This window comes from Arthrobacter glacialis (assembly GCF_002909445.1).
GTDB classification, from domain to species: domain Bacteria; phylum Actinomycetota; class Actinomycetes; order Actinomycetales; family Micrococcaceae; genus Specibacter; species Specibacter glacialis.
Genome location: NZ_PPXC01000002.1, coordinates 18,633 through 44,863, shown reverse-complemented (window position 1 = coordinate 44,863; position 26,231 = coordinate 18,633). Strand labels below are relative to the sequence as shown.

At 63.6% G+C, this 26,231-nt stretch carries 22 protein-coding genes; 13 read left to right on the top strand and 9 right to left on the bottom strand.

Going from position 1 to position 26,231, the window contains the following annotated elements; genetic code table 11:
- Window positions 1–53 precede the first annotated feature (53 nt).
- From CVS27_RS02490 to CVS27_RS02475, 4 genes are read left to right on the top strand one after another with little or no spacing between them, the layout of a single operon-like run.
- Window positions 54–812 carry a LamB/YcsF family protein gene (locus tag CVS27_RS02490; protein ID WP_074711615.1) on the top strand — a complete coding sequence of 253 codons (759 nt, stop codon included), beginning with the start codon at window positions 54–56 and terminating at the stop codon, window positions 810–812.
- On the top strand, window positions 809–2,506 hold the full coding sequence (locus CVS27_RS02485) for a 5-oxoprolinase subunit B/C family protein (RefSeq protein WP_103464169.1): 1,698 nt from the start codon (window positions 809–811) through the stop codon (window positions 2,504–2,506). Before CVS27_RS02490 ends, CVS27_RS02485 begins: the two co-directional genes overlap by 4 nt.
- Window positions 2,506–4,245 (top strand): acetyl/propionyl/methylcrotonyl-CoA carboxylase subunit alpha, encoded by a 1,740-nt coding sequence (locus tag CVS27_RS02480; RefSeq protein WP_103464168.1) that lies wholly within the window; start codon window positions 2,506–2,508, stop codon window positions 4,243–4,245. The genes CVS27_RS02485 and CVS27_RS02480 overlap by 1 nt, the downstream gene beginning before the upstream one ends.
- A gap of 60 nt (window positions 4,246–4,305) precedes the next feature.
- Window positions 4,306–4,986, top strand: a complete 681-nt coding sequence (locus CVS27_RS02475; protein WP_103464167.1) for a GntR family transcriptional regulator — start codon at window positions 4,306–4,308, stop codon at window positions 4,984–4,986.
- A 14-nt stretch (window positions 4,987–5,000) separates the two neighbouring features.
- Here CVS27_RS02475 and CVS27_RS02470 read toward each other — a convergent pair whose 3' ends face one another.
- Together CVS27_RS02470 and CVS27_RS02465 are read right to left on the bottom strand one after the other, a co-directional pair.
- The gene (locus CVS27_RS02470) at window positions 5,001–5,813 is read right to left on the bottom strand and encodes a putative hydro-lyase (protein WP_103464166.1); all 813 of its coding nucleotides are present in this window, start codon (window positions 5,811–5,813) and stop codon (window positions 5,001–5,003) included.
- Between the two features lie 14 nt (window positions 5,814–5,827).
- Window positions 5,828–7,048: an NRAMP family divalent metal transporter gene (locus CVS27_RS02465; protein WP_243400023.1), complete on the bottom strand. Its 1,221-nt coding sequence runs from the start codon at window positions 7,046–7,048 to the stop codon at window positions 5,828–5,830.
- Between the two features lie 467 nt (window positions 7,049–7,515).
- Here CVS27_RS02465 and CVS27_RS02460 point away from each other — a divergent pair, with 467 nt between their 5' ends.
- Window positions 7,516–8,502 (top strand): aldo/keto reductase, encoded by a 987-nt coding sequence (locus CVS27_RS02460; protein ID WP_103464164.1) that lies wholly within the window; start codon window positions 7,516–7,518, stop codon window positions 8,500–8,502.
- A gap of 13 nt (window positions 8,503–8,515) precedes the next feature.
- On the opposite strand, the gene CVS27_RS02455 is transcribed toward CVS27_RS02460, so the two are convergent.
- Both CVS27_RS02455 and CVS27_RS02450 read right to left on the bottom strand, forming a co-directional pair.
- Entirely contained in the window at window positions 8,516–10,165 is a 1,650-nt protein-coding gene (locus CVS27_RS02455; RefSeq protein WP_243400022.1) for a flavin monoamine oxidase family protein, read from the bottom strand.
- Between the two features lie 2 nt (window positions 10,166–10,167).
- Window positions 10,168–11,616 carry an amino acid permease gene (locus tag CVS27_RS02450; protein ID WP_243400039.1) on the bottom strand — a complete coding sequence of 483 codons (1,449 nt, stop codon included), beginning with the start codon at window positions 11,614–11,616 and terminating at the stop codon, window positions 10,168–10,170.
- Window positions 11,617–11,856: 240 nt separating this feature from the next.
- Between CVS27_RS02450 and alr the strand changes: the two genes are divergently transcribed.
- Both alr and CVS27_RS02440 read left to right on the top strand, forming a co-directional pair.
- On the top strand, window positions 11,857–13,032 hold the full coding sequence (gene alr, locus CVS27_RS02445; protein ID WP_103464162.1) for an alanine racemase: 1,176 nt from the start codon (window positions 11,857–11,859) through the stop codon (window positions 13,030–13,032).
- The gene (locus CVS27_RS02440) at window positions 13,022–14,635 is read left to right on the top strand and encodes a PucR family transcriptional regulator (protein ID WP_103464161.1); all 1,614 of its coding nucleotides are present in this window, start codon (window positions 13,022–13,024) and stop codon (window positions 14,633–14,635) included. The genes alr and CVS27_RS02440 overlap by 11 nt, the downstream gene beginning before the upstream one ends.
- Here CVS27_RS02440 and CVS27_RS02435 read toward each other — a convergent pair.
- Window positions 14,632–15,426, bottom strand: coding sequence for a nitrilase-related carbon-nitrogen hydrolase (locus tag CVS27_RS02435; RefSeq protein ID WP_103464160.1), 795 nt, complete (start codon window positions 15,424–15,426; stop codon window positions 14,632–14,634). The two genes, CVS27_RS02440 and CVS27_RS02435, sit on opposite strands and share 4 nt — an antisense overlap.
- 209 nt (window positions 15,427–15,635) lie before the next feature.
- Here CVS27_RS02435 and CVS27_RS02430 point away from each other — a divergent pair, with 209 nt between their 5' ends.
- The 6 genes from CVS27_RS02430 to CVS27_RS02405 all read left to right on the top strand — a co-directional run bounded on the left by CVS27_RS02430 (window position 15,636) and on the right by CVS27_RS02405 (window position 22,181).
- Window positions 15,636–16,154: a gamma carbonic anhydrase family protein gene (locus CVS27_RS02430; protein WP_103464159.1), complete on the top strand. Its 519-nt coding sequence runs from the start codon at window positions 15,636–15,638 to the stop codon at window positions 16,152–16,154.
- A gap of 220 nt (window positions 16,155–16,374) precedes the next feature.
- A complete protein-coding gene (locus tag CVS27_RS02425; protein WP_103464158.1) occupies window positions 16,375–17,574 on the top strand; it encodes an ROK family transcriptional regulator in 1,200 nt (399 codons plus the stop codon).
- A 200-nt stretch (window positions 17,575–17,774) separates the two neighbouring features.
- A complete protein-coding gene (locus CVS27_RS02420) occupies window positions 17,775–19,067 on the top strand; it encodes an ABC transporter substrate-binding protein (RefSeq protein WP_103464157.1) in 1,293 nt (430 codons plus the stop codon).
- Between the two features lie 93 nt (window positions 19,068–19,160).
- On the top strand, window positions 19,161–20,066 hold the full coding sequence (locus CVS27_RS02415; RefSeq protein WP_103464156.1) for a carbohydrate ABC transporter permease: 906 nt from the start codon (window positions 19,161–19,163) through the stop codon (window positions 20,064–20,066).
- Between the two features lie 50 nt (window positions 20,067–20,116).
- Window positions 20,117–20,959, top strand: a complete 843-nt coding sequence (locus CVS27_RS02410) for a carbohydrate ABC transporter permease (RefSeq protein ID WP_103464412.1) — start codon at window positions 20,117–20,119, stop codon at window positions 20,957–20,959.
- A 124-nt stretch (window positions 20,960–21,083) separates the two neighbouring features.
- Entirely contained in the window at window positions 21,084–22,181 is a 1,098-nt protein-coding gene (locus CVS27_RS02405; RefSeq protein WP_103464155.1) for a Gfo/Idh/MocA family protein, read from the top strand.
- A gap of 94 nt (window positions 22,182–22,275) precedes the next feature.
- Here CVS27_RS02405 and CVS27_RS02400 read toward each other — a convergent pair whose 3' ends face one another.
- The 4 genes from CVS27_RS02400 to CVS27_RS02385 all read right to left on the bottom strand — a co-directional run bounded on the left by CVS27_RS02400 (window position 22,276) and on the right by CVS27_RS02385 (window position 26,099).
- Complete coding sequence (locus tag CVS27_RS02400) at window positions 22,276–22,986, bottom strand: ABC transporter ATP-binding protein (protein ID WP_103464154.1); 711 nt, start codon at window positions 22,984–22,986, stop codon at window positions 22,276–22,278.
- Window positions 22,973–23,812: an ABC transporter ATP-binding protein gene (locus CVS27_RS02395; RefSeq protein ID WP_103464411.1), complete on the bottom strand. Its 840-nt coding sequence runs from the start codon at window positions 23,810–23,812 to the stop codon at window positions 22,973–22,975. The genes CVS27_RS02400 and CVS27_RS02395 overlap by 14 nt, the downstream gene beginning before the upstream one ends.
- A gap of 77 nt (window positions 23,813–23,889) precedes the next feature.
- A complete protein-coding gene (locus CVS27_RS02390; RefSeq protein ID WP_103464153.1) occupies window positions 23,890–25,095 on the bottom strand; it encodes a branched-chain amino acid ABC transporter permease in 1,206 nt (401 codons plus the stop codon).
- A complete protein-coding gene (locus CVS27_RS02385) occupies window positions 25,092–26,099 on the bottom strand; it encodes a branched-chain amino acid ABC transporter permease (RefSeq protein WP_103464152.1) in 1,008 nt (335 codons plus the stop codon). The genes CVS27_RS02390 and CVS27_RS02385 overlap by 4 nt, the downstream gene beginning before the upstream one ends.
- Window positions 26,100–26,231 lie beyond the last annotated feature (132 nt).

The following is a 26,231-nucleotide window of genomic DNA, read 5'->3' as shown; positions in this document are numbered from 1 at the left end:
TCTCGTTAAGTAGTGCATCCTTAGAGGAACACCTAACGAGACGGGGATCACACATGCCTTTCATTGACCTAAATTCTGACGTTGGCGAGTCCTTCGGTAACTGGACCATGGGCGACGATGAGGCAATCTTCACCTCCGTCTCCAGCGCCAATGTCGCCTGCGGATTCCATGCCGGGGATCCCAGCACCATCGCCGCGACGTGCCGCGCTGCGGTCGCGGCAGGGGTCACCGTTGGAGCCCACGTGGGCTACCGCGACCTGGCCGGATTTGGCCGCCGGTTCCTGGACTGCTCCCCCACCGAGCTTGCCGACGACGTGCTCTACCAGCTGGGCGCGCTCTCCGCCATGGCCCGGGCGGCCGGGACCACCATCAAATATGTGAAGCCACACGGCGCCCTCTACAACACGATCGTCCATCATGAGGGGCACGCCCAGGCCGTGGTCGACGCCGTGAAGGCGTTCGGCACGGATCTTCCCCTGCTCCTGCTGCCGGGCTCGCTCGCCCTGGCCCGTGCCGAGGCCGCCGGGCTGCGGGCCGTGGCCGAGGCTTTCGCCGACCGCAACTACACCCCGGAGGGGACCCTCGTCTCTCGTCGCGAGGCCAACGCCGTGCTCCACGATCCTGTACAGGTTGCCGCCAACATGGTCCGGTTGGCGACGGAGGGGACCATCACGGCCATTGACGGGAGCATCATCGCGATGCCGGCCGAAAGCATCTGCGTCCACGGCGACACGGCAGGCGCCGTGGCCATGGCAGCAGCCGTGCGCGCCGGCCTCGAGGCCGCGGGCGTGCAGATCACGAGCTTTGCATGAGCGTCACCGCCACCCATTTTGCCGGCACCCGCGCCATTTTGGTGGAACTCTCAGACCTTCAGGCGGTACTGGCACTGGCCGCCCGGCTGGACGAAGCACCCCTGCCGGGCCAGCTCGACGTCCTTGCCGCAGCAGGCACCGTCCTGGTCAAGTTCGACTCCCGGTCCGCAGCCAAGACCGCAGCGGCAACCATCGGGTCCTTGTCCTTGGGCAGCGCCCCCGCGAACACCGGCAAGCTAGTTGAGATCCCCGTCCACTACGACGGCGCCGACCTCGCCGACGTCGCCCATCTCACGGGTCTGAGCACTGAAGCGGTCATTGCCGCCCACACAGGCCAGCTCTGGCAGGCCGCGTTCGGCGGCTTCGCCCCAGGCTTCGCCTACTTGAGCGGCGAGAACCGGTCCTTGTCCGTGCCGCGCCGGGCAACCCCGCGCACCAACGTGCCTGCCGGCGCCGTGGCCCTGGCCGGCGACTATTCGGCAATCTACCCACGTAAATCGCCCGGCGGCTGGCAGCTGATCGGGCACAGCGACGCACTCCTGTGGTCCCTGACGCGCGAGAGCCCGGCGCTCATCCGCCCCATGGACCGGGTCCGCTTTGTCCCGGCCCGGCCCAGCCTGAGCCTGCGGCACGACTCCGCCGCCGGCACCGCCGTGGACGACTCGCTGGTACCGGCAGTCGCCGCCCCAGCTGTGACAGACGCAGCTCCGGCCGGCGGACTGGCCATCGTCTCGCCGGGGTTGCAGTCACTCATCCAGGACCTGGGCCGTCCCGGCCTGGGCGGGCTCGGCGTGTCCGCGGCAGGCGCCGTCGACCCGTCCGCGGCCCGTGCAGCCAACCGGCTGGTCGGCAACCAGCGCGGTGACGCCGTCGTCGAAAACCTCATGGGTTCCTTGATTCTGCGGGCCGCCACCGATCAGGTCCTGGCCGTCACAGGCGCCCGCGTGGAACTGACAGTCAGCTCCGACGAGCACCCGGCACGGCACCCCGCCCAAAACGCTCCTTTTGCCCTGCTGGCGGGAGAAACCTTGGAGCTCTCCCCCGCCCTGACCGGGCTGCGCTGCTATGTGGGCGTGCGCGGCGGCGTCGCTGGGCCGCTGGTTCTGGGCAGCCGTTCAAGCGATGTCCTGTCAGGCATCGGGCCCCTGCCCCTGGCCGCCGGGGACACCATTGTGGTGGGGACAGTATCCGGCATGCACGTGGTCGGCGCCCCGGAGCCCAGCACCCTGCCCGAGCTGCCCGGTGACGGCGTCACCAGCCTGCGCTTCACAGCCGGCCCCCGGGAGGACTGGTTTGGCCCGGCCGGGCTTGCCTCGCTGTCAGCGCAGTCCTGGCGGGTCAGCACCGAGTCGAACAGGATAGGCGTCCGGCTGGGGCTGGACGACGGGGGCACGGCCCTGACACGCATCCGCGAGGGCGAGCTGGCCAGTGAAGGGGTGGTCTGGGGCGCGTTGCAGGTCCCGCCGTCGGGCCTGCCCGTGCTGTTCCTGGCCGACCACCCGGTCACCGGCGGCTATCCGGTCATTGGCGTGGTGGTGCCGGAAGACCTGCCGGCGGCGGCGCAGCTGACTCCGGGGTCGCGGGTCCGCTTCATCATGGTTGACCCCGACACTCTGGCGCCACAGCCCACACGCCCGTCCAATCTTGCCCGCCTTGGCGACTGCCTTGCGGGCCACCAGCAAGGAAGTCACTGATGCAAAAAGTTTTGATTGCCAACCGCGGCGAGATCGCCGTGCGCGTGGCGCGGGCTTGTGCCGATGCCGGCATGGCCTCCGTGGCCGTATATTCCGAATCGGACGCCGATGCGCTGCATGTGCGCCGGGCCGATGAGGCCTACGCCCTGGGCGGGCGGGCCAGCGCGGACACCTACCTGAACATTGACAAACTGATCGGCATTGCGCTCCGGTCCGGGGCCGACGCCGTCCACCCGGGCTACGGCTTCCTGTCCGAGAACGCGGACTTTGCTCAGGCCGTCCTGGACGCAGGATTGACCTGGATCGGCCCCCCGCCTGAGGCAATCCGCCAGCTGGGCAACAAAGTCACCGCCCGGGACATCGCCGTCCGCGCGGGCGCCCCGCTGGTGCCTGGCAGCGACGGCCCCGTCGGCTCCGGCGCCGAGGTGCGGGCCTTTGCCGAAAAACATGGCCTGCCGGTGGCCATCAAGGCAGCCTTTGGCGGGGGCGGGCGCGGCTTGAAAATTGCGCACAGCTTCGAGGAGATCGACGAAGCCTTCGAATCGGCTGTCCGGGAGGCCACCGCCGCGTTTGGGCGTGGCGAGTGCTTTGTGGAGCGCTTCCTGGAGCGGCCCCGCCATGTGGAGGCCCAAGTCCTGGCCGACCGGCACGGAAACGTGGTGGTGGTGGGAACCCGCGACTGCTCGCTGCAGCGCCGGCACCAAAAACTCGTTGAGGAGGCCCCCGCGCCGTTTCTGACGGACGAACAACGCGCCAGCATCCACGCCTCGGCGAAAGCCATCTGCCTGGCCGCGGGATACGAGGGCGCCGGCACCGTGGAATACCTGGTGGCCGGCGACGGCACTGTCTCCTTCCTGGAAGTGAACACCCGCCTGCAGGTCGAGCACACCATCACCGAGGAAACCACGGGTGTGGACCTGGTCCGGGAGCAGTTCCGCATCGCCGCCGGGGAACCCCTGGCCTTCACCGCGGACCCGGAGCCGCGCGGTCATGCCTTTGAGTTCCGGCTCAACGCCGAGGACCCGGCCCGCGGCTTCCTGCCCGGCCCCGGCACCATCACCGCTTTCGAAGCACCGACAGGTTCGGGGCTCCGTGTCGACTCCGGGGTGCGCAGCGGTTCAGTGGTGCCCGGCGACTATGACTCCCTCTTGGCGAAATTGATTGTGCACGGCGCCGACCGCGCCCAGGCCTTGCGCCGGGCCAAGGTGGCGTTGGATGAGATGGTCATTGCCGGCCTGCCCACGGTACTGCCGTTCCACCGTGCTGTGGTCCGCGATCCCGCATTCACCCAGGAAGGGTCCTTCGGCGTTTACACCACCTGGATCGAATCTGAGTTCGCGGCAACGCTGGCCGCCTCAGCAGAAATCGCCCGCGCCGAGCCGGGTGCCGACCGGGAGGAAATCACCATCGATGTGGACGGCGTGGCCCTGCGAATCGGCTTGCCGGCACAGCTGCTCGCGTCCTTGCGCGGCGGCGGAGGCGTGGCTGCCGCGGCTGCAGCGCCTGATGCCGGGAGCGTCGCTGATGCCGCCACACTGACAGCGCCCATGAACGGCAGCCTGGTCAAGTGGCTGGTCGACGACGGCGCCACCGTCGCCGCCGGTGACCCTGTAGTGGTTCTGGAGGCCATGAAAATGGAAACCACCGTCTCGGCGCACCGCGGCGGGACGCTGCTACACGGGGCGTTCGCATCCGGATCCGTAGTGGTCCAAGGCGACGTGGTGGGCCGGATCAACTGACACCGCCACGTGGCCGCGATTCTGGCACAGCCACCCCGGCCCGTTGGGTAGATTGGAGCCATGCCCATGAATGCTGCCCTCGATGACCTGTCCCGGCTTGACCCGGCTGCCCACGCACACACCGGCGAATGGGTGGCCGCGGTGTTGCGTGCCCGGATTGCGGACGGGAAACTGCTGCCGGGCAGCAAACTCTCCGAACTGGCCTTGGCGTCACTGCTGGGTGTCTCGCGCAACACCCTGCGCGAGGCATTTACCGTGTTGGCCGGTGAAATGATCATCACCCGGATCCCCAACCGCGGCGTCTTTGTCGCCTCCCCGGGCCGGGAGGAGATCCGTGAGATTTACCGGGTCCGGCGCATGCTGGAACCCGCCGCGGTCCTGTGGGGGCCCGAGCTCGACGTCGACGCCCTAGCCGACGTTGTTGCCGATGCCCGCGAAGCCCTGTCCCGCGGTTCAGTGGCAGAGATGGCCAGCGCCAACCAACGCTTCCATGAGGAACTGATCCGTGGCACGGGAAGCCACGGACTGGCGGAGATCATGGCGCGGGTGCTGGCCCAGATGCGCTTGGTGTTCCATGCCATGAGCGGTGCCCCTGACTTTCACAGCCACTACGTTGAGCTCAATGCGGACCTGGTGCGGCTCTTGGTCGCCGGGGAGCGGGCCGAAGCGGCCGAAACCTTGCGCCGATACTTGGACCGGGCCGAGGCTGAACTGCTCGGGCACCTGCCCGACTCCCCCTAAGCCACCAGGACCCGCTACGGCACCTGGTAGTGGGTGTCTCTGGCGTCGGTGATCAGCATGTGGCCCGGCGCGTGGCCAATGGCCAGGGCGGGCCGGGACTCCATGATGGCCGCCTGTGGCGTGACCCCGCACGCCCAGAATACCGGGATGTGTCCCGGCGGGATCGCCACCGGGTCCCCGAAGTCCGGACGGCCCAGATCCGTGATGCCCAGTTCGGCCGGATTGCCCACGTGCACGGGGGCTCCATGCACGGCCGGGTAGCGTGAGGTGATCCGGACGGCGTCGGCAACTTGGGAAGCCGGCACGGGGCGCATCGAAACAACCAGCGGCCCGGACATGGAACCGGCCGGCGTGCAGCGGATATTTGAGCGGTACATGGGCACATTGACGCCCTGGTCTATGTGGGCAATGTTGATGCCGCCGTCCTGCAGGGCCGCCTCAAAGGTGAAGCTGCAACCTACGATGAACGTGACCAGGTCATCACGCCAGTACTGGGCAATATTCGCCACCTCGGCGGTCTTTATGCCGTTTTCATAAACCGTGTACAGGGGCACATCGGTGCGGATGTCGCCTCCGGCCAACAGCGGCCCGGTGGTCTCGCCGGCGTCGAGCACGCCCAGAATGGGGCACGGTTTGGGGTTGCGCTGGGCAAAGAGGAGCACATCGAAGGCCAGCGCCTGGGGCACGATGATCAGATTGGCCTGGGCAAATCCCCTCGACCAGCCGGCTGTGGGGGTGATGAGGCCCTCGCGGAAGAGCCGGCGGGCGGCGTCCGGGCGGAGCTGGCCGGGATTGGCAGGCAGGGCGCCGTGCGTTTTCGTTGTCATGGTCAGCCGATTCCTCAGGAGGTCCAGAGGCGGGCCAGGCCTGAGAGCGACTGCCAGCCAAGGAACAAGGTGAGCAGCCACGTAGCGGCACCCACTATCAGCAACCATTTCGGGTACACGTAGCCGTGGAGCAGGTCCCGGCGGCGCCACGCAACCCAGAGCAGCAGTGCAAAGCCCACGGGCAGGATCAGGCCGTTGAACGCACCGGCGAAGATCAGGAGCTTTTGCGGGGCCTGGCCGATCAGCCCATACGCAATGGAACAGACAACAATGAAGGCGACGGTGAGCAAATTGCGCTTGCGTTCGGAGGTGGTGGACTTGGTGATGAAGGACACCGAGGTGAAGGAGGCGCCCACCACGGATGTCAGCGATGCCGCCCAGAGCACAACGCCGAACATCCGCATGCCGATCTCGCCGGCCGCGGCGCCGAAGGCTTCCGCCGCCATGTTGCTGCTGGTCAGGGTGACTCCGCCGGCCACCACACCAAAGATGGCCAGGAACAGCAGGACCCGCATGATGCCGGTGACAATGACACCCAGCACGGAAATGCGGGTGATGTCCTTGACGTGGGCTACGCCGGTGGCGCCGGAGTCGAGCATGCGGTGTGCCCCGGCGTAGGTGATGTACCCGCCCACGGTGCCGCCGATCAAGGTGGTGATGATCAGAAAGTCAATCTTGTCAGGCAGAACGGTGTTCTTCAGCGCTTCACCGACCGGCGGGGCGGCGACGATGGCCACATAAAGCATGAGCAGGATCATGATGGCGCCCAGCAGGACCACAATTCTATCAAGCGCCATGCCGGCCCTTTTGGACAGGAAGATCAGGATCGCAACGGCGGCCGAGAGCAGGCCGCCAATCTTGGGGTCCAGCCCCAACATGGCATTGATGCCCAAGCCTGTGCCGGCAATATTGCCGATGTTGAACACCATGCCGCCAGCAAAGACCAGGATGGCCAGGAACCAGCCCGCCCCAGGCAGGACTTTGTTGCCCAATTCCTGGGCCCGCAGACCGGAGACCCCCACTACGCGCCACACGTTGAGCTGGACGGCGATGTCCACCAGGATGGAAACGAGGATTGCAAAAGCAAACGCCGCACCCAGCTGGACGGTGAAGACGGTGGTCTGGGTGATGAACCCCGGCCCGATGGCGCTGGTGGCCATCAGGAACATGGCACCCAGCAGGGCCGTGCGCTTCGATGGGGTAATCATTTTTGGCTTGGTGCCCGGGGTGGCCATGGTTCCATCCATCCAAATTGGGTGACCGGAGTCACAGGAAGTATCCCAAGGAACACTACAGGTTGTTGAACAATTTAGGCAAGGCATTGTTGAACAATTCCGTAAATTTGGGCCAATGTCTCCGCCCATGCGCACTGCTGAGACAGAACGCTGCGCATAGCCAAACACCACGTTGCCCAAGCGCACTGCGGAGACCGGGCGCAGCGCCAGTGTCACAGCTGCGCCTCGCTGGCAGCTGGCGATGCGCATAGCCAAACATCACTTTGCTCATGCGCACTGCTGAGACCACCCGTGGCGCCAGTGTCAAAGCTGCGCCTCGCTGGCAGCTGGCGATGCGCATAGCTAACCATCACTTTGCTCATACGCACTACTGAGACCGAACGCTGCGCCAGTGTCACAGCTGCGCCCCGCTGGCTGCTGGCGATGCGCATAGCCAAGGCGGCAGCCGAAGTGGCTAGGCTGGGGCCATGCAAACTCATGTGTTGGGCAAAACGAATCGCACTGTGTCCGCCGTCGGGCTGGGAACTTGGCAGCTGGGTGCCGACTGGGGCGACGTCAGCGAAGCCGACGCCTTGGCTGTCCTGGCCGCATCAGCAGACGCGGGTGTGACATTTTTCGACACCGCCGATGTTTATGGCGATGGCCGCAGCGAACAAGTCATTGGCAAATTCTTGCGCGACCACGGCACCGGCATTACCGTCGCCACGAAAATGGGCCGCCGCCTGGAACAAATGCCGGAAAACTATGTGCTGGAGAATTTCCGTGCCTGGACCGAGCGCTCCCGCAGAAACCTCGGCGTGGAAACGCTGGACTTGGTCCAATTGCACTGCCCACCCACGGCCGTCGTCACCTCGGATGAGGTCTATGACGCCCTAGACACGCTGGTTGCCGAGGGCGCCATCGCCAACTACGGGCTGAGCGTGGAGACCTGCGATCAGGCCCTTGCGGCGATCACGCGGCCCAACGTGGCTACAATCCAGATCATCATCAACGCGTTCCGGCTCAAACCGTTGGATGCGGTGCTGCCAGCAGCACTGGAGGCCGGGGTTGGCATTATTGCCCGCGTCCCGCTCGCCAGTGGCCTGCTCACAGGCAAATACACCCCCGCCACCACGTTTCCGGACAACGATCACCGAAACTACAACCGCGACGGCAGCCACTTTGACGTTGGCGAGACATTCTCCGGCGTCGACTACGCCGTGGGGCTTCAGGCCGCCGAACGCTTTGCCCGGCTCGCCAAGGATTTGGACGGGCCGACGACGGCGCAGGCCGCCCTTGCCTGGGTGGCCCAATGTGACGGCGTCAGCACAGTCATCCCCGGCGCCCGGTCCACCGCCCAAGCCAGGGCCAATGCGGCCGCCGGGACCCTGGGTGGCCTCAGTGCGGATTTCAACCAGGGAGTCCGAGACCTTTACAACGAGCTGCTGCGCACGGACATCCACCCCCGCTGGTAGGGCCCGGCGGCGCTCAGTCCAGGGACATCGGCCCGATCTCGGCCAACAGCTCCCCCGGGCCGGGATTTTCCGGTGCCGAGCTGCCGCCCAGGTGCTTGACCACACCCCACACGGCGTTCAGCGCGGTGGTGACGGCGCCGTCGGCCCATCCCGCCGTCCAGGAGACGTCGTCGCCGGCCAGGAAGATGCCCCGCTGGCTTTCGGGCAGCTCCGCCTGGTCAAAATGCGTGAACAGCCGCTGCTGGTAACGGTAGTGGCCGGGCAGGTTGGCCTTGAACGCACCCATGAAGTTCGGGTCAGCCTCCCAGGACACCGTAATGGGCGCCCCCACAATGTGTGAGGCAATGTCCACGTTCGGGTAGATCTGGGCCAGCGAGTGCAGCATCAGCTCCACCCGCTCCTCAGCCGAGAGCGAGAGCCACTTCAGCGCGTCGTCGTTCCAGGTGTAGGAAAGCAGGATGACGGCGGGCGCATCGGGGCCGTTGTCCAGCAGGTAGGTGGCACGGTTGAGCCGGTCGGTCAGGGTCATGGACATGACCTCACGGCCCGTCTCCGGATCAATATCCTTCCAGAACGGCCTGTCCACCATGACAAAGGTCTTGGAGGACTGCATGTAGTGCGAACGTTCAATGGCCGTCCACATGGGCGCGGCAAACAGCGATTCCTCCGTATTGATGCGGGTGGAGAGCAGCCACGACTGGCAGGTGCTGATCACGACGGGGAAACGGTGCGTCTTGCCCCAGCGCTCGGTAATTTCCAGCGAGCCGTCCTCCGCACGGGCAATCTTGGCCACACCACCGCGCGGGGATCCGGCGTGCAGTGACTTCAGCGAGGTCCCTTCAGGCCAGTGCTCCATGCCCGACGGCGCGTCCTCCCACAGTGCCTCGGGGAGCCTTTGCGCGCCGCCGGCGATGCTGCGGTGGCCGTCGTCGGCGTCGGTGTAGACCACCCGGAGGATCTCCAGGATCGAGTTGGGGAAGTCGGTGTCCCAGCCGCCCGTACCGAAGCCCACCTGTCCAAAGGCCTCGCGGTGGCCGAAGCCGGCCTTTTTGAAGGCTTCGCTGGCGGCAATGAAACCGTAGAAGGTTTGCTCATCCAGGGCTGGCACCAGGGCGTTCCAGATTTCCTTGATGGTTTTGGTGTCCCGCACCCGGATGGCTTCTTGCATCTGGGCGAACGCGGCGCCGTCATTCACGGAAGCTCGCCAGGCCCGGGCCACTTCGTGGAAGAACTCCGGGAGGTCCGCCTCGGTGACCGCATAGTGGGATTCGCCGGTCAGTTCAATGACCGTGCTGGAGGTTGCCCCGGAGAGCGGGTTGGGGAACTCCTCGCTCGCCAGTCCCATCTGGTCCACATAGTGGTAGAAGGCGCGTCCGGAGACCGGGAAGCGCATCCCGCCCAGGTCCGCGGTAACTTCCGGCGCCCCCGGGAAACTGGCTGTGCGCAGCCGTCCGCCGATTTGTTCGGGCTCAAAAATGACGGGCTTGAGCCCCATCTTCATGAGTTCGTAGGCGGCCACCAGACCGGACAGCCCGGCCCCGATAACGGCAACCTCGGTACCGTGGGCCTGCGCCGGGACGCTGCCCAAGCCGGCGGGGTGCGCCAGGTAGTGGTCGTAGCTGAACGGGAAATCAGGGTTGAGCATGGTGATTGCGTCAGTCATGGTTACGGTGCCTTCACGGTGTTGGTGTCCTCGGAGGGAGCGCTGTCCGTCTCAATGCTGCGGGTGGAGAGTTCTTGGTATTCGTCCTCGGACAGGGCTGCCACCTTGGAATGGCGGCGGCCGTAGCCAAAGTATGCCAGCAACCCCACCATCATCCATGCGAGGAACACCACCCAGGTGTGGCCGCCCAGGTTGACCATCAAGTAGATGCACATGAGCGCGCCCAGAATGGGGGTCACGGGGTAGAACGCCACCTTGTAGCTGCGTTTGAGCTCGGGACGGTTGCGGCGCAGGTAGATCACGGCAATGTTGACCAGGGCAAAGGCGAACAGGGTGCCGATGCTGGTGGCGTCGGCCAGGGCACCGAGCGGGACCAGCCCCGCCGTCAGCGCCACCACGATGCCCACAATCAAGGTGCCGGCCACGGGAGTGCCGCGCTTTTCGGAGATCCGGCCAAATATTTTGGGCACCAGCCCGTCCCGGGACATGGACATCAGGATGCGGGTCTGGCCGTACAGCACTGTCAAGACAATGCTGGCAATGGCCAGCACGGCGCCCACGGAGAACACCAGGGCAATCCACGGCTGGTGCGTGACTTCCAGCAGGATCTGCACCAGGGCCGCCTGGGTTCCGTCGAACCAGGTCCATTCGCGGGCGCCGACGGCGGCCACAGCCACCAGCACATACAAGGTGGTCACGATGATCATGGACAGCATGATGGCCCGGGGCAGATCACGCTGCGGGTTTTTGGCTTCCTCGCCGGCGGTGGAAGCGGCGTCGAACCCTATATAGGAGAAGAACACCCGGGATGCTGCGGCGGAGACGCCTGCGGCGCCCATGGGCATGAGCGGGCTCAAGTTTCCTATGGAGAAGGCGCTGAAAGCAATGGCGCAGAAGAACAGCAGGATCGCGATCTTGACGATCACAATGGCCGTGTTGACCCAGGCACTTTCCTTGGCACCTCGAATCAGCAAAACCATGGACAGCAACACAATGGCCATGGCTGGCAGGTTCAGCAAACCACCGGCTCCGGGCGGCTGGGAGATGGCGTCCGGCAGCGCCCAGCCAAAGGCGGCCAAGGATTCGTTGATGTATTGACCGGCCCCAACGGACACGGCGGCCACCGAGACCGCGTATTCGAGCACCAGGCACCAACCGCAGATCCAGGCCATGCCCTCACCCAGGGTGACGTAGGTGTAGGAGTAGCTGGATCCTGCCGCCGGCACCATGCCCGCCATTTCCGCGTACGACACGGCGGAGAGCAGTGCGGCGATGCCAGCAATCAGGAAGGAGATGAACACGGCGGGCCCGGCCAGAGGCACGGAATCACCAAGAATCACCAGGATGCCGGTTCCCAGCGTGGCTCCCACACTGATCATGGTCAATTGGAAGACGCCAAAGCTACGGACCAATTTCCGGCCGCCGGAGCCAGTCTCGGCTTCATGGAGCATCTGCCCCAGGGGCTTGCGGCGCAGCAGTTGCCGCCCCAGGCCAACGGCTGGCCTGCTTCCGTGCGGACCCCCGGCGGTTGCAGTCGACACTGACTGCGGGCTGGGCTGATCACGTAGTGACATTCTCTAAATCCCATTCTGTGTGGTCCTGCGAGTGCAGGTAATGCTGTGCAAGTTCCTCAACACTATTCCTGTGATGCGCATCTCATTGGAGTGCAAAACGTCCTGTACGCTGTGTCCATGAGACTAAACGCACCAACCGTTCCCGGCTCCTCGGAACTCATCACCGGCACGGTCAGCGTTGACCTGGACGCCATAGAGCACAACGTACGCATCTTACGCGCTCACACCACAGCCCCGCATTTCATGGCAGTCGTCAAGGGAAACGCCTATGGCCACGGCCTGCTGGAAACGGCACGCTCCGCCGTGGCCGCCGGCGCCGACTGGCTGGGGACAGCCCAGTTATCGGAGGCCCTGACCCTGCGGCGCGATGGCATCACCACCCCCATTTTGGCCTGGCTCTACCTAGCCACCTCATCCGGTGGCGCCATCACGGACGCCGTGCAGCATGACATCGATGTGTCCCTGGGCAGTGTGGCCCAGCTGGAAGTTGTGGCCGGGACCGCGCACGCTTTGGGCCGGACGGCGTTCATCCATCTTGAGCTGGACAGCGGCCTCAGTCGTGGTGGCGCCCGCCGTGAGGACTGGCCCGCCCTGGTGGCCGCGGCGCGTGCGGCGGAACTCACCGGCGCCGTGTCCGTCCGCGGGGTGTGGACACACCTCGCCTGGGCCGATGTCCCGGCGCACCCGGCCAACACGGCCGCCGTGGCGGACTTTGAGGAAGCGGTCCAGGAGGCGCACGACGTCGGGCTGACGCCAACGTTGCGGCACGTCTCCAGTTCGGCGAACATCCTGGCGAGGCCCGAATTCCATTTCGACATGGTGCGTGCCGGCCTTGCCATGTACGGTCTTTCTCCTGCCGAGCACCTTGACCCGGCCGACTTCAGCCTGCGCCCGGCATTGTCCGTTTCGGCTCCCGTGGTACTGGTCAAGCATGTCCCTGCGGGCACGGGTGTCAGCTACGAACACCGGGCCATCACCCACGAATCACGCTATCTGGGGCTTATCCCGCTGGGCTACGCCGACGGCATTCCCAAGGGCATCTCAGGGAGCAGCATCGTCATGGTGGGCGGCCACAAGGTGCCGGTCATCGGCAAGGTCTGCATGGACCAGTTCATGGTGGATCTGGGGCACCAGACCGGCGTCAAGGTCGGTGACACGGCGCTTTTGTTTGGCGATCCGGAGGTGGGGGCGGCGAGCGCCGATGACTGGGGCGCGGCCATCAACAGCCATGGCGACGAGATCATCAACCGCATCGCCCCGAGACTGCAGCGGGTGTACACCCATGGCCGCTGACACCAAGGGCCAGCGGGTCCGTTCCCTTCCCCTGTCCAATGAGGAAGTGGAGTCACGGTTCCGCTCTGTCACCCTGGCCCAGTTCCTGGCGGAGCTGCCCGATGAGCTGACCATTTTGCACGACGCCAATCTGCAGGCACGCCTGCGCTGGGTGGAGCCGAGCGAGCTGGCTGACCCCACGCCGTATTTGATGGACGGCGAGTTTGTCCTGACTGCCGGGCTTCCCCTGCTGGGCGAGGGCGGGACTGCGGATGCGATTGACGCCTATGTGGAGCGGCTGGCCGGGGCCAAGGTCTGCGCCCTGGGGTTTGGCTTGACCCCGTACCACCATGAGGTGCCGCCTGCCCTGGCAGCGTCCTGCCGACGCCACGGGCTGACACTGGTGGAGGTGCCACCCACGGTGCCGTTCGCCGCCATCGGGCTGCAGTTTGCCCAGCTTCTGGAGTCCGATTCGGCCAAGGTGTTCCGCCAACTCGCCGAGACCAACCGGATGCTCATGCGCTCGGTGCTGTCCCCCCGCCCGGACCAGGAAGTCTTGGGAACCCTAGTGCAGCGCGTGCCTTGCTGGGCGGTGCTGGTGGGGGCCGACGGGAAGGTGCGGGCTCGCGCCGGAAGCAACCCGGCCGACGTCGTGACGCTTGGCCCGCTGCTACAGCGGCTGTTCTCCGGGTCAGGCCCCCGCGTGGAGTTGGACAGCTACCCCTCACCCGGATCCGAGTCCGTGGTGGGGCACCCGCTGCGCAGCACCCGGGATGTGAATCTTGGCGCCCTGGTGATTGGTTCGGCCGAACGGTTGTCACCGGCCCACAACAACATTGTCTCCTCCGCCGTCGGCCTGCTGGAGTTGCTCTCCCGGCAACGCACCAGCGGCTCACTGGCCCCCAGCCAGCTGGCCACCGCGTTGCTGCTGCACCCGGAGACGCTCGCCACGGGCACGGCCCGCGAAGTGTCGGCCGCCAAGGACTTGCTGGCGCAAAGTCTTGGCTCCACCCGGTCGGCGCCCATGCGCGTGGTCCAAGGCGTCAATGTGGACGCGCCGCAGTGGCGCAGCTCCGACTCCCCCGTACGCGAGCTGTTGCAGTGGCGGCGCATCTTCGACACCAAGCTCGTGGAGATCACCGAATATGGCTTTGCCGCGGTGACACGCCTGAAGGTTGACGACGCCGCCGTGGCCGAGGCGCAGCGCCTCGGCTGGCGGCTGGTCATCGGCGACCCCGTGGAACTAAACAGCCTGCCAGCCGCCTATCAGCGAGTGGGTGCCCTGCGCGCCCGGGCACGCGCCACCGCGGAGACCCTGCGGGTGGATTCAGTGACGTGGTCCGTGACGGGGCTGTTGGGCCGCGAAGCCGGGGCCATGCTGGCCGGGCAGGTGTTGGCACCGTTGCTGGAACCTGAACGCCAGGACGCCCTCTTGGACGTGCTGCGCGGCTGGCTGGCGCAAAACGGCAACTGGGATGCCACGGCCAAGGCGCTGGGGCTCCACCGCAACAGCGTCCGGCGCCAGATTGGCGTCGTCGCTGAACTGCTGGACCGCGACCTCAACGACGCACAGACCCGAGCGGACCTCTGGATCGCCCTGCAGTATTCCCCGCCTGCGCCCTAGTGCCGGGCCCACTCTGCGTAGAGTTCGGGGCGGCGTTCGGACAGGTAGGGCACGTCCTTGCGGGTGGACCGGATGGTTTCGGCGTCGAGCTGGGCGTAGAGCAGTGTGGCGTCCGGCCCGGCGGTGGCGAGGAATCCGCCGTCGGCCCCGACAATGACGCTGCCGCCACCAAAGGCCACGGATGATTCCACGCCGCAGTGGTTGGCGTAGGCGAGCGCCACATGGTTTTCCAGCGCCCGGGCCCGCACCAAAACCTGCGGAACTTCGTCAAATCCGTGCGCCAGGGCGGTGGGGACCAGCACCACGTCGGCCCCGCGCACGCCTGCCGCGCGTACTGTCTCGGGGAATTCCACGTCGTAGCAAATGACTATCGAAAGAAACAGGTCCTTGAACTGCACGACGCCGGGAGCTTCCGTTGCGCCGACGAAAGCCGCCCGCTCGGCGTCGCCAAAGAGGTGAACTTTTCCGTAGTCCAGCAGCTCGGCGCCGGCGGCGTCCACCAGTGTGGCACTGATACTGAGGCGGGCGCCGTCCACTCGCGGGAGGCTGTAGACCAGGGCGATGCCATGATTTCTGGCAATATCGGCGAGCTCATGGCGAAGCCGCGGCAACTGCCCGGGCTCAAATTCGGCGTGAATGCGTTCGGGATCGTAGCCGGGCACGAACAGCTCAGGTGTGAGCAGGAGGTCAGCGCCGGCGGCGGCAGCGTCACTGGCCGCTGCATCAATGACGGCAAGGTTCCCCGCCATGTCCAGCGGCACGGCATTAGCCTGCAACAACGCCAACAACATGTTTACTCCTTAGTGGTTTGCCCGGGCTGTTCCCTCAGCTTCCACAGTAGCGGCGCCGCCGCCAGAAAGTGTGGGTGCAATCTCACCACCCAACGGCGCTCACGGGACGATTTGCCCGTTGCGGCAAGCCAGCATTGGGTACCATCGGCTAGAAGAGTGCAAATGCGTGCGTTGGCAACAGCCTGCCCGCCTCCTGGAACGGATCCACCATGAATCAACTGATCACTTTTGACGGCATTACCCCCACAGTGCATGAAAGTGCGTTCGTTGCGCACACGGCAGTTCTGATTGGCCAGGCCACACTGGGGGCTGACGCCAGCGCCTTTTACGGTGTGGTGATGCGCGGGGACACCAACTCCATCAGCGTCGGTGCGGGCAGCAATCTGCAGGACAATGTGGTGCTGCACGCCGACCCCGGCTTCCCCACCCACGTTGGCAGCGGTGTCAGTGTGGGCCACAGCGCCGTCATCCACGGGTGCACCATTGAGGACGACTGCCTGATTGGCATGAGCGCCACCATCATGAACGGTGCCGTCATTGGGGCAGGTTCCCTGGTGGCAGGTGGCGCGGTGGTTCTGGAAGGCGCCGTCATTCCCCCGGGCTCCCTGGTAGCGGGTGTTCCGGCCAAGGTGCGCCGGGAACTGAGCGCCGAGGAACGAGAGCACGTTCGCGAAAACGCCGAAAACTACGTGGCGTTGGCCCGCAAGCACAAGCTGGTCCAGCCCTAGAGCGAATGCCCAAAAACTAACATTTCCAACAATTTCAACAACTATTGGACACTCATGAACGCATGGGGCCTAGTCGGCCAGCTCGTGAAGGCTCCTTCCTGCAGTAAAACTGGCATCCATAACAGGATTCACATTTCTTGCGTTAAGACAAAAAGCATGTGAGAGTCCATTTTGCGTTAACCTCTTGACTGCATTACCCGGTGTGATGCACGCTACTACAATGAGTAATGCCCCCACACCTGCCGCCGGCCACATGCCCAAGCCCGGTTCACAATCAGCCCTGCGCCAGCGCAATCAACGACTCATCATTGAAACGCTGCGAGAACTTGGGGCTTTGTCCCAGGCTGAACTGGCTCGCGCCACCGGACTGTCCACGGCAACAATCTCCAACATTGTCAAAGCCCTTTCAGCAGAAGGGCTGACCACCACCCATCCCACCACCAGTTCTGGGCGGCGCGCATTGGCCGTGAGCCTGCTGGAAACTCCTGAGATTGCCGCTGGAATTGATTTTGGCCGCAGCCACGTCAGGGTGGTCCTGGCCAGTCCGGGACTCATCGTCAAGGCCGAAAAGTTTGCGCCGCTCCCGGTTGGTCACCTGGCCTCCGAAAGTATTGCCACGGCCGCGGCCATGTTGGCGGATCTCTTGGCAGAATCCGGGATCGAACGCGGCCAGGTCAAGGGTGCCGGCGTTGGCGTTCCGGGGCCCATTGACCACAGGACAGGCACAGTTATTCGCGGGGCCATCCTGCCCGAATGGGTGGGAGTCAATATTGTGGCGCGGCTTGAAGAAGCCCTGGACATGCCTATTTTTGCCGACAATGACGCCAATCTGGGGGCCCTGGCCCAAGTCACCTGGGGCGAGCACAAGGCTGCCCGTGACCTGGTTTTTCTGAAGATCGGCAGCGGGATTGGGGCGGGCCTGATCCTCAATGGCGCACCCTACTATGGGCATACCGGAATCACCGGAGAGATCGGCCATGCCACCATCTTTGATCAGGGATTGGTGTGCCGCTGCGGAAACCGCGGCTGCCTTGAAACAGTGGCCTCAACGGCCGTCATGATCGAGCTGCTGAGCCGGGGCGAGAGTGAGACCTTGACGGTTGGTGCCATCATCCGCCACGCCATGGCAGGCGATTCGGCCACCCTGCGTGTCATTGACGACGCCGGGATGGCCGTCGGCAGGGCCATCGCCAACGTGGCCAACATGATCAATCCTGAGATCATCGTTGTGGGCGGACCCTTGGCGGCCCTGGGCGAAACCCTGCTGAACCCCATCCGTCGCGGCTTGATCCGCCATGCCGTCCCCGCTATTGGCGAGGGAACCACTGTTGTCATGTCATCACTTGGCGACCGGGCTGAAGCCCTGGGCGCCATCTCCTTGGCACTGTCCCGCCGCGGCCTGCCACAGGACCGGCGCTGACGACTGGGCCCGTCACAGTCGGAGGCGGCCACCAAAACTATAAGTTGATGCCGCCTCATTTCGGCAACATTTCAGACTGTTACCAATCTGTTGCGTTAAATAGTTGACTGCAAATTGTGATGCAGGTAACTTTTGGAGAGCGGGTACGTCTTGTACTCCTGCCGATCATCATTTCGAACAATTATTCACGGAGGATAAACATGCGACGTCGTCTATCGTTGCTTGCCGGAGTTGCAACGCTGGGTCTGACCCTGGCGGCCTGTGGCGGCGGCGCCGACAACACCCCCAGTGACAGCTCCAACGCCAAGGATGCAACAGGCAAAGTTGGCGTTTTCACCTGGTGGGCCGACGGTTCGGAGAAGGCCGGCCTGGATGCCTTGGTCAAGGTATTTGGCACCGACTTCCCGAATGTCACTTTCGACAACTTGGCTGTTGCCGGTGGTGCCGGTTCACAGGCCAAGAGCGTGTTGGCTGCCCAGTTGAAGGCTGGCAACCCGCCGGATTCCTTCCAGGCCCACGCTGGTGCCGAACTCCAGGACTACATCGACGCTGATCAGCTCGAAGATCTCTCCTCCTTCTACAAGGACAATGACCTCACGGCCCAGTTCCCCAAGGACCTGGTTGATCGTTTGACTGTTGACGGCAAGATCTACTCCGTCCCCTCCAACATTCACCGTGCAAACGTGGTCTGGGCCAACGTTGAAGTGCTCAAGGCCGCCAACGTCGACCCGACCAAGCCTGCAGCGGACCTCGATGCCTGGTTCGCCGACATGGACAAGATCAAGGCCACGGGCAAGATCCCCTTGGCTGTTGCCGGTTCCTGGACCCAGGTTCAGCTGTTTGAAAACATCCTGCTCTCCAGCTTGGGCACCGATGGTTACAACGGACTGTGGGATGGCAAGACTGACTGGAAGGGCGCCGACGTAACCAAGGCCATCACGGCCTACGAAAAGGCCCTGACCTACACCAACACCGACCGCGACTCCCTCAGCGACTGGGCTCCGGCCACGCAGCTCGTTCAGGATGGCGCAGCAGCCTACAACGTCATGGGTGACTGGGCAGAAGCCAAGTTCGCTCAGGACGGCGACAAGCCCGGCGTCGACTACGTCTACTTCCCCACACCGGGAACAGCGGGCACCTTCGACTTCCTCGCTGACTCCTTCACCTTGCCCAAGGGTGCTCCGAACCCGGCCGGCGCCAAGGCCTGGCTGACCACCATCGGCTCCGCTGAAGGCCAGACTGCTTTCAACAAGGTCAAGGGTTCCATCCCGGCCAACACCACTGCCAAGACCGATGACTTCTCTGAATACCAGAAGAGCGCCATCAAGGACTTTGGCCAGGACAAGATTGTTTCCTCCCTGGCTCACGGTGCAGCAGTGCCCGTTGCCTGGTTGAACGATCTGAGCACCGCCGTGAGCAAGTTCGGCGGCGACAAGAACGTTGACGGATTGCAGACGTCCGCTGCAGAGATCGCGGCGAAGTTCGCCAAGTAACAAAAACGCATAGAGCCTGGGGGCGGCCGCGACAGTGATGTTGCGCCGCCCCCAAGCCATGCTGTACCGATTTTCTTCGGAAGGAGGCAAATCATGTTAAAACGTGTAAAACATTGGGGTCCGGGCGTACTGCTCCTGGCACCCACTATGATCCTGGTCGGCATCTTCGTCTACTGGCTCATCATTGAAAACTTCCGTGTCAGCTTGACCAATCAGCACACGGCAAAGCCCAGCAACAAATACGTTGGCTTCGAGAACTACTCCAACCTTTTGGCAGACCCAAACTTCCAGCACTCACTGTGGAACCTGCTAATCCTGACCATCGTCTTCCTCGGTGGCACCTTGATATTCGGCTTCCTCTGGGCCTGGATTCTGGAACAGCCAGCCAAGGGTGAAGGTTTCTTCCGCTCGGTGTACCTGTTCCCCATGTCCATCTCCTTCATCGCCTCGGGTGTTGTTTGGCGCTGGCTGCTCTCCAGCTTGCAGACCACCCAGCCCGGCGGTGAACGCACCACGGGCCTGAACCGTCTGCTGGACAGCGTCGGTTTGGGCGCCCTGCAAAACGACTGGTGGTCCGACCCCACCTGGGGCATTGCCGCCATTGCTGTTCCCGCCATTTGGCAGCTTTCGGGTTACGTCATGGCACTGTTCCTGGCGGGCTTCCGCGGCATCCCCGATGAACTCCGCGAGGCAGCCCGCATTGATGGTTGCACCGAGTGGAAGCTGTACCGCCATGTGATCTTCCCGCAGCTGAGCCCCGTGATGCTCTCAGCCGTGATCATCATCGGCCACATGTCCCTGAAGCTCTTTGACCTCATCCGGGCCATTGTTCCCGACGCCAACACCTACGACGTTCAAGTCCCCGCCACGTTGATGTGGGTCAAGTACATCGGCAGTGACTATGCAGATGCCGCCGCCATCGGAACCATCTTGTTGGTCCTGGTCGCCTTGGTGGTCATCCCCTACTTGATGTACACCTCACGAGCGGAGAAGCGCTAATGACTACCGCAACGGCGAATAACAAGAACCGCGCCCGTTCCGCGCAGGACATGAAGTCCGATTCCAAGCGCAACACCAAACGCCGCATCAACCGCACCTTGAAGTACGCGCTGCTGCTGTTCTTCGTGATTGTTGTGCTGCTGCCGGCCTACGTGCTAATCATTACCAGCTTCAAGGGAACTGCCGACGCCGATCCCTCCCGTGCCTGGTACCTCCCGCGGACTTGGGAATTGGACGGCTGGGTCAAGGCCTGGACCACGTTGGCCCCCTCGCTGGGACGAACAGTGTTGCTGGTGGTTCCCTCAGCATTGATCTCGGCGTTCCTTGGCTCCATCAACGGCTACGTGCTGTCCAAGTGGAAGTTCCCCGGCTCCAACATTGTCTTCACCTTGATCCTGTTCGGCATGTTCATTCCGTACCAGGCCGTCATGATCCCGTTGACGCAGCTGGTTAGTGATCTGGGTGTGCCGCAGGGCATCCCTTCGCTGATGCTGTTGCACATTGTTTACGGCCTGCCGATCTGTACTTTGATCTTCCGCAACTACTATGCGTCCGTCCCCGATGAATTGGTCGAGGCAGCGCGCATGGATGGTGCAGGAATTCTGCGTACCTATGGCTCAGTCATCCTGCCTGTGTCCATGCCTGGCTTCGTCGTCGTGTTGATCTGGCAGTTCACCTCTGCCTGGAACGACTACCTCTTCGCGGCGTTCTTCTCCTCGGGCCGCAATGGTCCCGTCACCATCGCCCTGTCCTTCCTGGCAGGTGGACAGCTCACCGATTATGCCGCCTCCATGGCTGGCGCGCTCATCGCCTCCGTCCCCACCTTGATTGTCTACATTTTGTTGGGCAAGTACTTTGTGGGTGGCCTGATGAGCGGCTCCGTGAAGGGCTAGTTCGTCTTCCCACGGCGACGTAGCTACCCAAGGCCCTTATCCGGCGTCGAACTTAATTTCGACGCCGGATAGGGGCCTTCGTCATGTTCGCGCCATGCGCGGGGCTTGCTGGCAGAATGGCGTGATGACCATCTCACGTTTTGTCGGCACGCCCGACTGGTACACCACGTTCAACCCTGAAACTCTTGCCGCCACCGGCACAGCCCTGCGGTGGGGCGTTGTTGCCACAGGAGGCATCGCCAACACTGTCACGGCGGACTTGGCTCTGCTCGAAGACGCAGTGCTGCAGGCTGTCAGCTCCCGCGGCGAGAAGAGTGCGGCGGAGTTCGCCGCCAAGTTCGGCTTTGCCACGCACTATTACGACGGCGGTCCCGACGGCACCAGCGGCCCCGGCTACCTCCAGCTGGTTGCGGACCCGGACGTTGACGTGGTGTACGTGGCCACCCCGCACGCCCAGCACTACGACATCGTCAAGGCTGCACTGGAAGCTGGCAAGCATGTTTTGTGCGAGAAATCCTTGACCATCACAGCCGCCGAGACGCGGTCCCTGATCGCCTTGGCCAGCGCCAAGAAGTTGTTTCTCATGGAGGCCGTTTGGGCCCGGTTTGTGCCGGGCTTCCAGCGCGCATTGGAGATCATTGAATCCGGCGAAATTGGCCAGGTCAAGTGGGTTCGCGCCGATCTTGGCTTCAACGCACCCCTGGATGATTCCGCCCGGATCTGGGCGCCCGTAGATGGCGGCGGCGCGCTCCTGGACATCAGCGTCTACCCGCTTCTGTGGGCTTGGGGCACTCTCGGCAAGCCGGATGCTGTTGTGGCCACCGCAGAACTGACGGCGTCGGGCGTGGATGCGCAAAACACCCTGACGCTCAGCTACGACCATGGCGCCCAGGCCCAGCTCATCAGCTACCTGTCCTCGCACGGGCCGCGCGTGGCCACCGTGTCCGGCACCGAGGGTTACCTTGAGACCATCGGCTCGGTCAACAACCCCCAAGGCCTGCGGATCAGCGTGGGATGGGACAACGAGCGCACGGAAATGTTTGAACACCCCGGCAGCGGCTACACCTACCAGCTGCGTGAAGTAACCCGCTGCATCCAGGGCGGACTCCTCGAGAGCGCAACCATGCCGCTGGCTGATTCGCTGGCCATCATGGAATTGTTCGACGAAGCACGCCGCCAGATGGGCGTGCACTACTGGAACGACACCCGCACCGACCTCTAGCCGGGCTGCCAACGCCGAGGGCGTGCGAAACTGGCGGGGGCGTATGAAATTTCATACGCCCCCGCCAGTTTCGCACGCCCTCGGCGCAATGGGGCTAGCCGCCCAGGTAGGCTTCCTTGATGGCCGGGTTGGCCAGCAGTTCCTTGCCGGTGCCGCTGTGGGTGATCTCCCCCGTCTCCAGAACAAACGCCCTGTGGGCCCTGGCCAGGGCTTGGTTGGCGTTTTGTTCCACCAGCAGCACGGTGGTTCCCTGCGAGTTGATCTCGGTGATGATCTTGAAGATCTGCCGGATAAACTGCGGGGCCAGACCCATGGAGGGCTCATCCAAGAGGAGCAGCTTGGGCCGGGACATCAGGGCTCGGCCAATGGCGAGCATTTGCTGCTCACCGCCGCTCATGGTGCCGCCGTACTGCTTTTCGCGCTCCTTCAGTCGCGGGAACAGCGTGAACACGCGCTCCAGATCGTCACTGACACCTGTTCTGTCCTTGCGCCCAAAAGTACCCATGTCCAGATTCTCCAGAACCGTCATGGCGGGGAAGATGCCACGCCCTTCGGGTGCTTGCGAGATCCCCTGCACCACACGGATGTGGGCCTTCATCTTGGTGATGTCCTCACCCATGAACGTGATGGACCCGTGAGAGGGGTTCAGCAGCCCGGAGATGGTCCGCATGGTGGTGGTCTTGCCGGCACCGTTGGCACCGATCAAGGAGACAATCTCGCCCTCGCCCACCGTGAAGGACATGTTGTGGATCGCCTGGATTCGGCCGTAGTGGACGGAGACGTCTTTCAGCTCAAGCAAAGTCATCTTCAGGCTCCCCTAGGTAGGCGGAAACGACCTTCGGGTCTTCCCTAATCACGGATGGCACGTCGTCGGCGATCTTCTTGCCGAATTCAAGGACCACGATTCGATCTGTCACTCCCATGACGAGCTTCATGTCATGCTCAATCAACAGCACCGTGTAGCCGTCGTTCCGGATGGTCCGGATGAGCGCCATGAGGTCTTCCTTCTCTGCCGGGTTGAACCCGGCAGCCGGTTCATCAAGACACAGCAGCTTGGGATCCGTGGCCAGGGCCCGCGCAATCTCCAGGCGCCGCTGGCTGCCGTAGGACAAGTTCCGTGCCAGCGAACCGGCATGCTCGGCAATGCCCACGAACTCCAGCAACGCCATGCCGCGCTCAATGGCTGACCTCTCCTCAGCCTTGTGCCGGGGCAGGCGCAGCAGGGCACCCACAACTGAGGTTTTGTGCCGGGCGTCAAGGCCCACCGCAACATTCTCCAACGCCGTCATCTCACCAAAGAGACGGATGTTCTGGAACGTCCTGGCCAGGCCGGCACGGGTGATCTTGTGCTGTTTCATGCCGTTGAGCAGGCCGCCTTCAAGCAGGACCTGCCCGCTGGTTGGCTTGTACACGCCAGTCATGGCGTTGAAACAGGTAGTCTTGCCGGCACCATTGGGACCAATGAGGCCCAAGATCTCGCCACGCTTAATAGTGAAGCTGACGTTGTCCAAGGCAACCAGGCCACCAAATTTGACTGTCAGGTTCTTCACCTCCACCAAATCGTCCCCCACCGCAACGTCTATCTCACGCTCCGGCGCGGCGGCATCAGCCACAGCCTCTGTGACCTCCATGGGCTCGATGAGCTCAATGGGCGATTCGCCGCCCGCATTCTCGGAAACCGGAACGCTTTCACTGTGTGCACCCAAGGCTAGACCTCCTTTTCAGTGGCAACGGCAGGCTTCTTCGGCGGACCATTGCGTACGCGCGCATAGGCTTCCTGCCCGTAGGCCAGCAGCCTGTTCCGTGCAGGGATCAAGCCCTTGGAACGGTAGATCATGATCAGCATCAGGGCCAGGCCAAAGATTAGGTACTTGTACTCCGCAATGGCCGTGAAACGCAGCGGGATGTAAGCCACCAGGGCCCCACCAAACACGGCACCCACCTTGTTGCCCACGCCACCAAGAACGACGGCGGCGACGAACAGGATGGAGGTGACGACGTCGAACTTTTGGTTGTTCACGAAGCCCACTTGGCCGGCGAACAAGGCCCCGGACATGCCGCCCACACCGGCGCCAAGCGCGAACGCCCACACCTTGTACTTGAAGGTGGGAACGCCCATGGTCTCGGCGGCGTCTTCGTCTTCACGGATGGCGATCCAGGAACGGCCCACGCGGCTCCGCTCCAGGTTGCCAGCGAGCAGCAGGACAATGATCAAAATGGTCAGCGTCAGCCAATACCAGGGGGTGCCATTGGAGTTGGCAAAAACGGGTATCCCATCCTCGCCCATGCCGGGCGGGCGGCCAACGTTCTGGAAGCCCACCTGGCCCTTCATGGCCGGGATGAGGGTGGCCAGGATGCGGATGATTTCACCAAAACCGAGCGTCACAATGGCCAGGTAGTCACCGCGAAGGCGCAGGGTGGGGATGCCCAGGATCACGCCGATGCACATGGCCACCACAATGGCCAGCGGGAGGGTCCACAGGTAGGGGACCTTGATGAACGGCGAGTCCGGGCTTGTCAGCATGGCTGCCGTGTAGGATCCCACTGCGAAGAAGGCGATGTAGCCCAAATCCAGCAGGCCCGCGTAGCCGATCACAATGTTCAGGCCCACCGCGACCAATGCGTAGACCGCCATGGAGAACAAGGCCAGCGGGAAGTCGTTGCCAGGCTCGGTGGAGAGGATGGGCGGGTTCAAAATGGGCAGCAGGTAGGCCACTGCCACGATGGCGATCAGGTACAGCCACTGCTTCTGGCGCGGCATGGCCTGCCACTTTTCATTCCACCGGCCAAACCAGCCGGTCTTGTGGGCGGCGTCTGCGCTAGTGCTGGGATTCTTTTCCGCTGCCTGGCGGTTTGCCGCTGCCTGGGCTGCTTTAGCCCCGGGCATGGGGGTTGGTCCATCTGTGGTGCTCATGCCTTGCTCCTTCCCAAGGAGGTGCCCAAGATGCCTTCGGGGCGGATCAACAGGACCAGGACGAGAACCACAAAGGCCACAACGTCTGTCCATTGCGAGCTGCCCAGCAGGATCTGGCCGTAGTTGCCAATCAAGCCCAGCAGCAAGCCGCCGAGGAGGGCGCCGCGGACGTTGCCAATGCCGCCAAGGACTGCTGCGGCGAAAGCTTTGATGCCGAGAATGAATCCGCCGTTGTACTGCACGCCGGAGGGGATCTTCATGACGTAAAACAGTGCTGCGGCACCGGCCAGAATACCGCCGATGATGAAGGTGGTGACAATGATTTTTTCCTTGTTCACACCCATGAGTGTTGCCGTGTCCGGGTCCTGGGCCACGGCGCGGATGCCGCGCCCGGTGCGGGAGCGCCGGATGAACTGGTCAACAATGACCATCATGATGACTGCTGCCACCACAATGATGATTTGCTGGGAGTCAATGATGGTTCCGAACACCTCAAAGATGGGTGTGGGTATGAACATTGTCAGGGCCGGCTCCGGGAGCGGACCACGCCACAAAAAGATCAGGTACTGGATGACAAAGGATGCACCAATGGCCGTGATCAAGTAGACCAGGCGAGGAGCGTTGCGTTTGCGCAATGGCCGGTAGGCCAGCCGTTCCACCAGGAACGCTGTTGCCGCCGCTGCCAGAATGGCCGCTATCAGGGCCAGGATGATATTGATCAAAATTTGGCCGAAGCTCAGATTGGGAGCCGATGGGCCAAACCCCAGAAAACTGAGGGTGAAGAAGACTCCATAGCAGCCCATGATGAAGACTTCTGAGTGGGCAAAGTTGATCAGGTTCAGCACGCCGTAAACAAGCGTGTAGCCCAACGCCACGAGTGCATAAATGGCACCGAAGGTCAGGCCGTCAAAGGTGGCGCTCCAGAAATTTTGGGCCAGCGCGTTGACGTCGAAATTAATCCAGTCGCTGTCCGCGGGAACAGCTGTGAGAACTGTTGAGAGCATAAGTTGGTCCAGTTCCAGTCAGTCTCGGAACTCGAATCGAACCGAAACTGCCTCATTGAGCGGATGGGTGGGGCTATACCCGAATGGATGCTGTGGGGCGCTTACCTGCGCGCCCCACAGCATCCAGAAGGT

What these genes read in the sequence shown, in the direction of transcription:
- CVS27_RS02455 (WP_243400022.1), bottom strand. Translation starts at nt 10,165, where the DNA reads ATGACTGACGCAATCACCATGCTCAACCCTGATTTCCCGTTCAGCTAC.
- CVS27_RS02395 (WP_103464411.1), bottom strand. Translation starts at nt 23,812, where the DNA reads ATGGAGGTCACAGAGGCTGTGGCTGATGCCGCCGCGCCGGAGCGTGAG.
- CVS27_RS02440 (WP_103464161.1), top strand. Translation starts at nt 13,022, where the DNA reads ATGGCCGCTGACACCAAGGGCCAGCGGGTCCGTTCCCTTCCCCTGTCC.
- CVS27_RS02480 (WP_103464168.1), top strand. Translation starts at nt 2,506, where the DNA reads ATGCAAAAAGTTTTGATTGCCAACCGCGGCGAGATCGCCGTGCGCGTG.
- CVS27_RS02460 (WP_103464164.1), top strand. Translation starts at nt 7,516, where the DNA reads ATGCAAACTCATGTGTTGGGCAAAACGAATCGCACTGTGTCCGCCGTC.
- CVS27_RS02485 (WP_103464169.1), top strand. Translation starts at nt 809, where the DNA reads ATGAGCGTCACCGCCACCCATTTTGCCGGCACCCGCGCCATTTTGGTG.
- CVS27_RS02470 (WP_103464166.1), bottom strand. Translation starts at nt 5,813, where the DNA reads ATGACAACGAAAACGCACGGCGCCCTGCCTGCCAATCCCGGCCAGCTC.
- CVS27_RS02420 (WP_103464157.1), top strand. Translation starts at nt 17,775, where the DNA reads ATGCGACGTCGTCTATCGTTGCTTGCCGGAGTTGCAACGCTGGGTCTG.
- CVS27_RS02435 (WP_103464160.1), bottom strand. Translation starts at nt 15,426, where the DNA reads ATGTTGTTGGCGTTGTTGCAGGCTAATGCCGTGCCGCTGGACATGGCG.
- CVS27_RS02465 (WP_243400023.1), bottom strand. Translation starts at nt 7,048, where the DNA reads ATGGCCACCCCGGGCACCAAGCCAAAAATGATTACCCCATCGAAGCGC.
- alr (WP_103464162.1), top strand. Translation starts at nt 11,857, where the DNA reads ATGAGACTAAACGCACCAACCGTTCCCGGCTCCTCGGAACTCATCACC.
- CVS27_RS02490 (WP_074711615.1), top strand. Translation starts at nt 54, where the DNA reads ATGCCTTTCATTGACCTAAATTCTGACGTTGGCGAGTCCTTCGGTAAC.
- CVS27_RS02415 (WP_103464156.1), top strand. Translation starts at nt 19,161, where the DNA reads ATGTTAAAACGTGTAAAACATTGGGGTCCGGGCGTACTGCTCCTGGCA.
- CVS27_RS02400 (WP_103464154.1), bottom strand. Translation starts at nt 22,986, where the DNA reads ATGACTTTGCTTGAGCTGAAAGACGTCTCCGTCCACTACGGCCGAATC.
- CVS27_RS02425 (WP_103464158.1), top strand. Translation starts at nt 16,375, where the DNA reads ATGAGTAATGCCCCCACACCTGCCGCCGGCCACATGCCCAAGCCCGGT.
- CVS27_RS02475 (WP_103464167.1), top strand. Translation starts at nt 4,306, where the DNA reads ATGCCCATGAATGCTGCCCTCGATGACCTGTCCCGGCTTGACCCGGCT.
- CVS27_RS02390 (WP_103464153.1), bottom strand. Translation starts at nt 25,095, where the DNA reads ATGAGCACCACAGATGGACCAACCCCCATGCCCGGGGCTAAAGCAGCC.
- CVS27_RS02430 (WP_103464159.1), top strand. Translation starts at nt 15,636, where the DNA reads ATGAATCAACTGATCACTTTTGACGGCATTACCCCCACAGTGCATGAA.
- CVS27_RS02405 (WP_103464155.1), top strand. Translation starts at nt 21,084, where the DNA reads ATGACCATCTCACGTTTTGTCGGCACGCCCGACTGGTACACCACGTTC.
- CVS27_RS02385 (WP_103464152.1), bottom strand. Translation starts at nt 26,099, where the DNA reads ATGCTCTCAACAGTTCTCACAGCTGTTCCCGCGGACAGCGACTGGATT.
- CVS27_RS02410 (WP_103464412.1), top strand. Translation starts at nt 20,117, where the DNA reads ATGAAGTCCGATTCCAAGCGCAACACCAAACGCCGCATCAACCGCACC.
- CVS27_RS02450 (WP_243400039.1), bottom strand. Translation starts at nt 11,616, where the DNA reads ATGCTCCATGAAGCCGAGACTGGCTCCGGCGGCCGGAAATTGGTCCGT.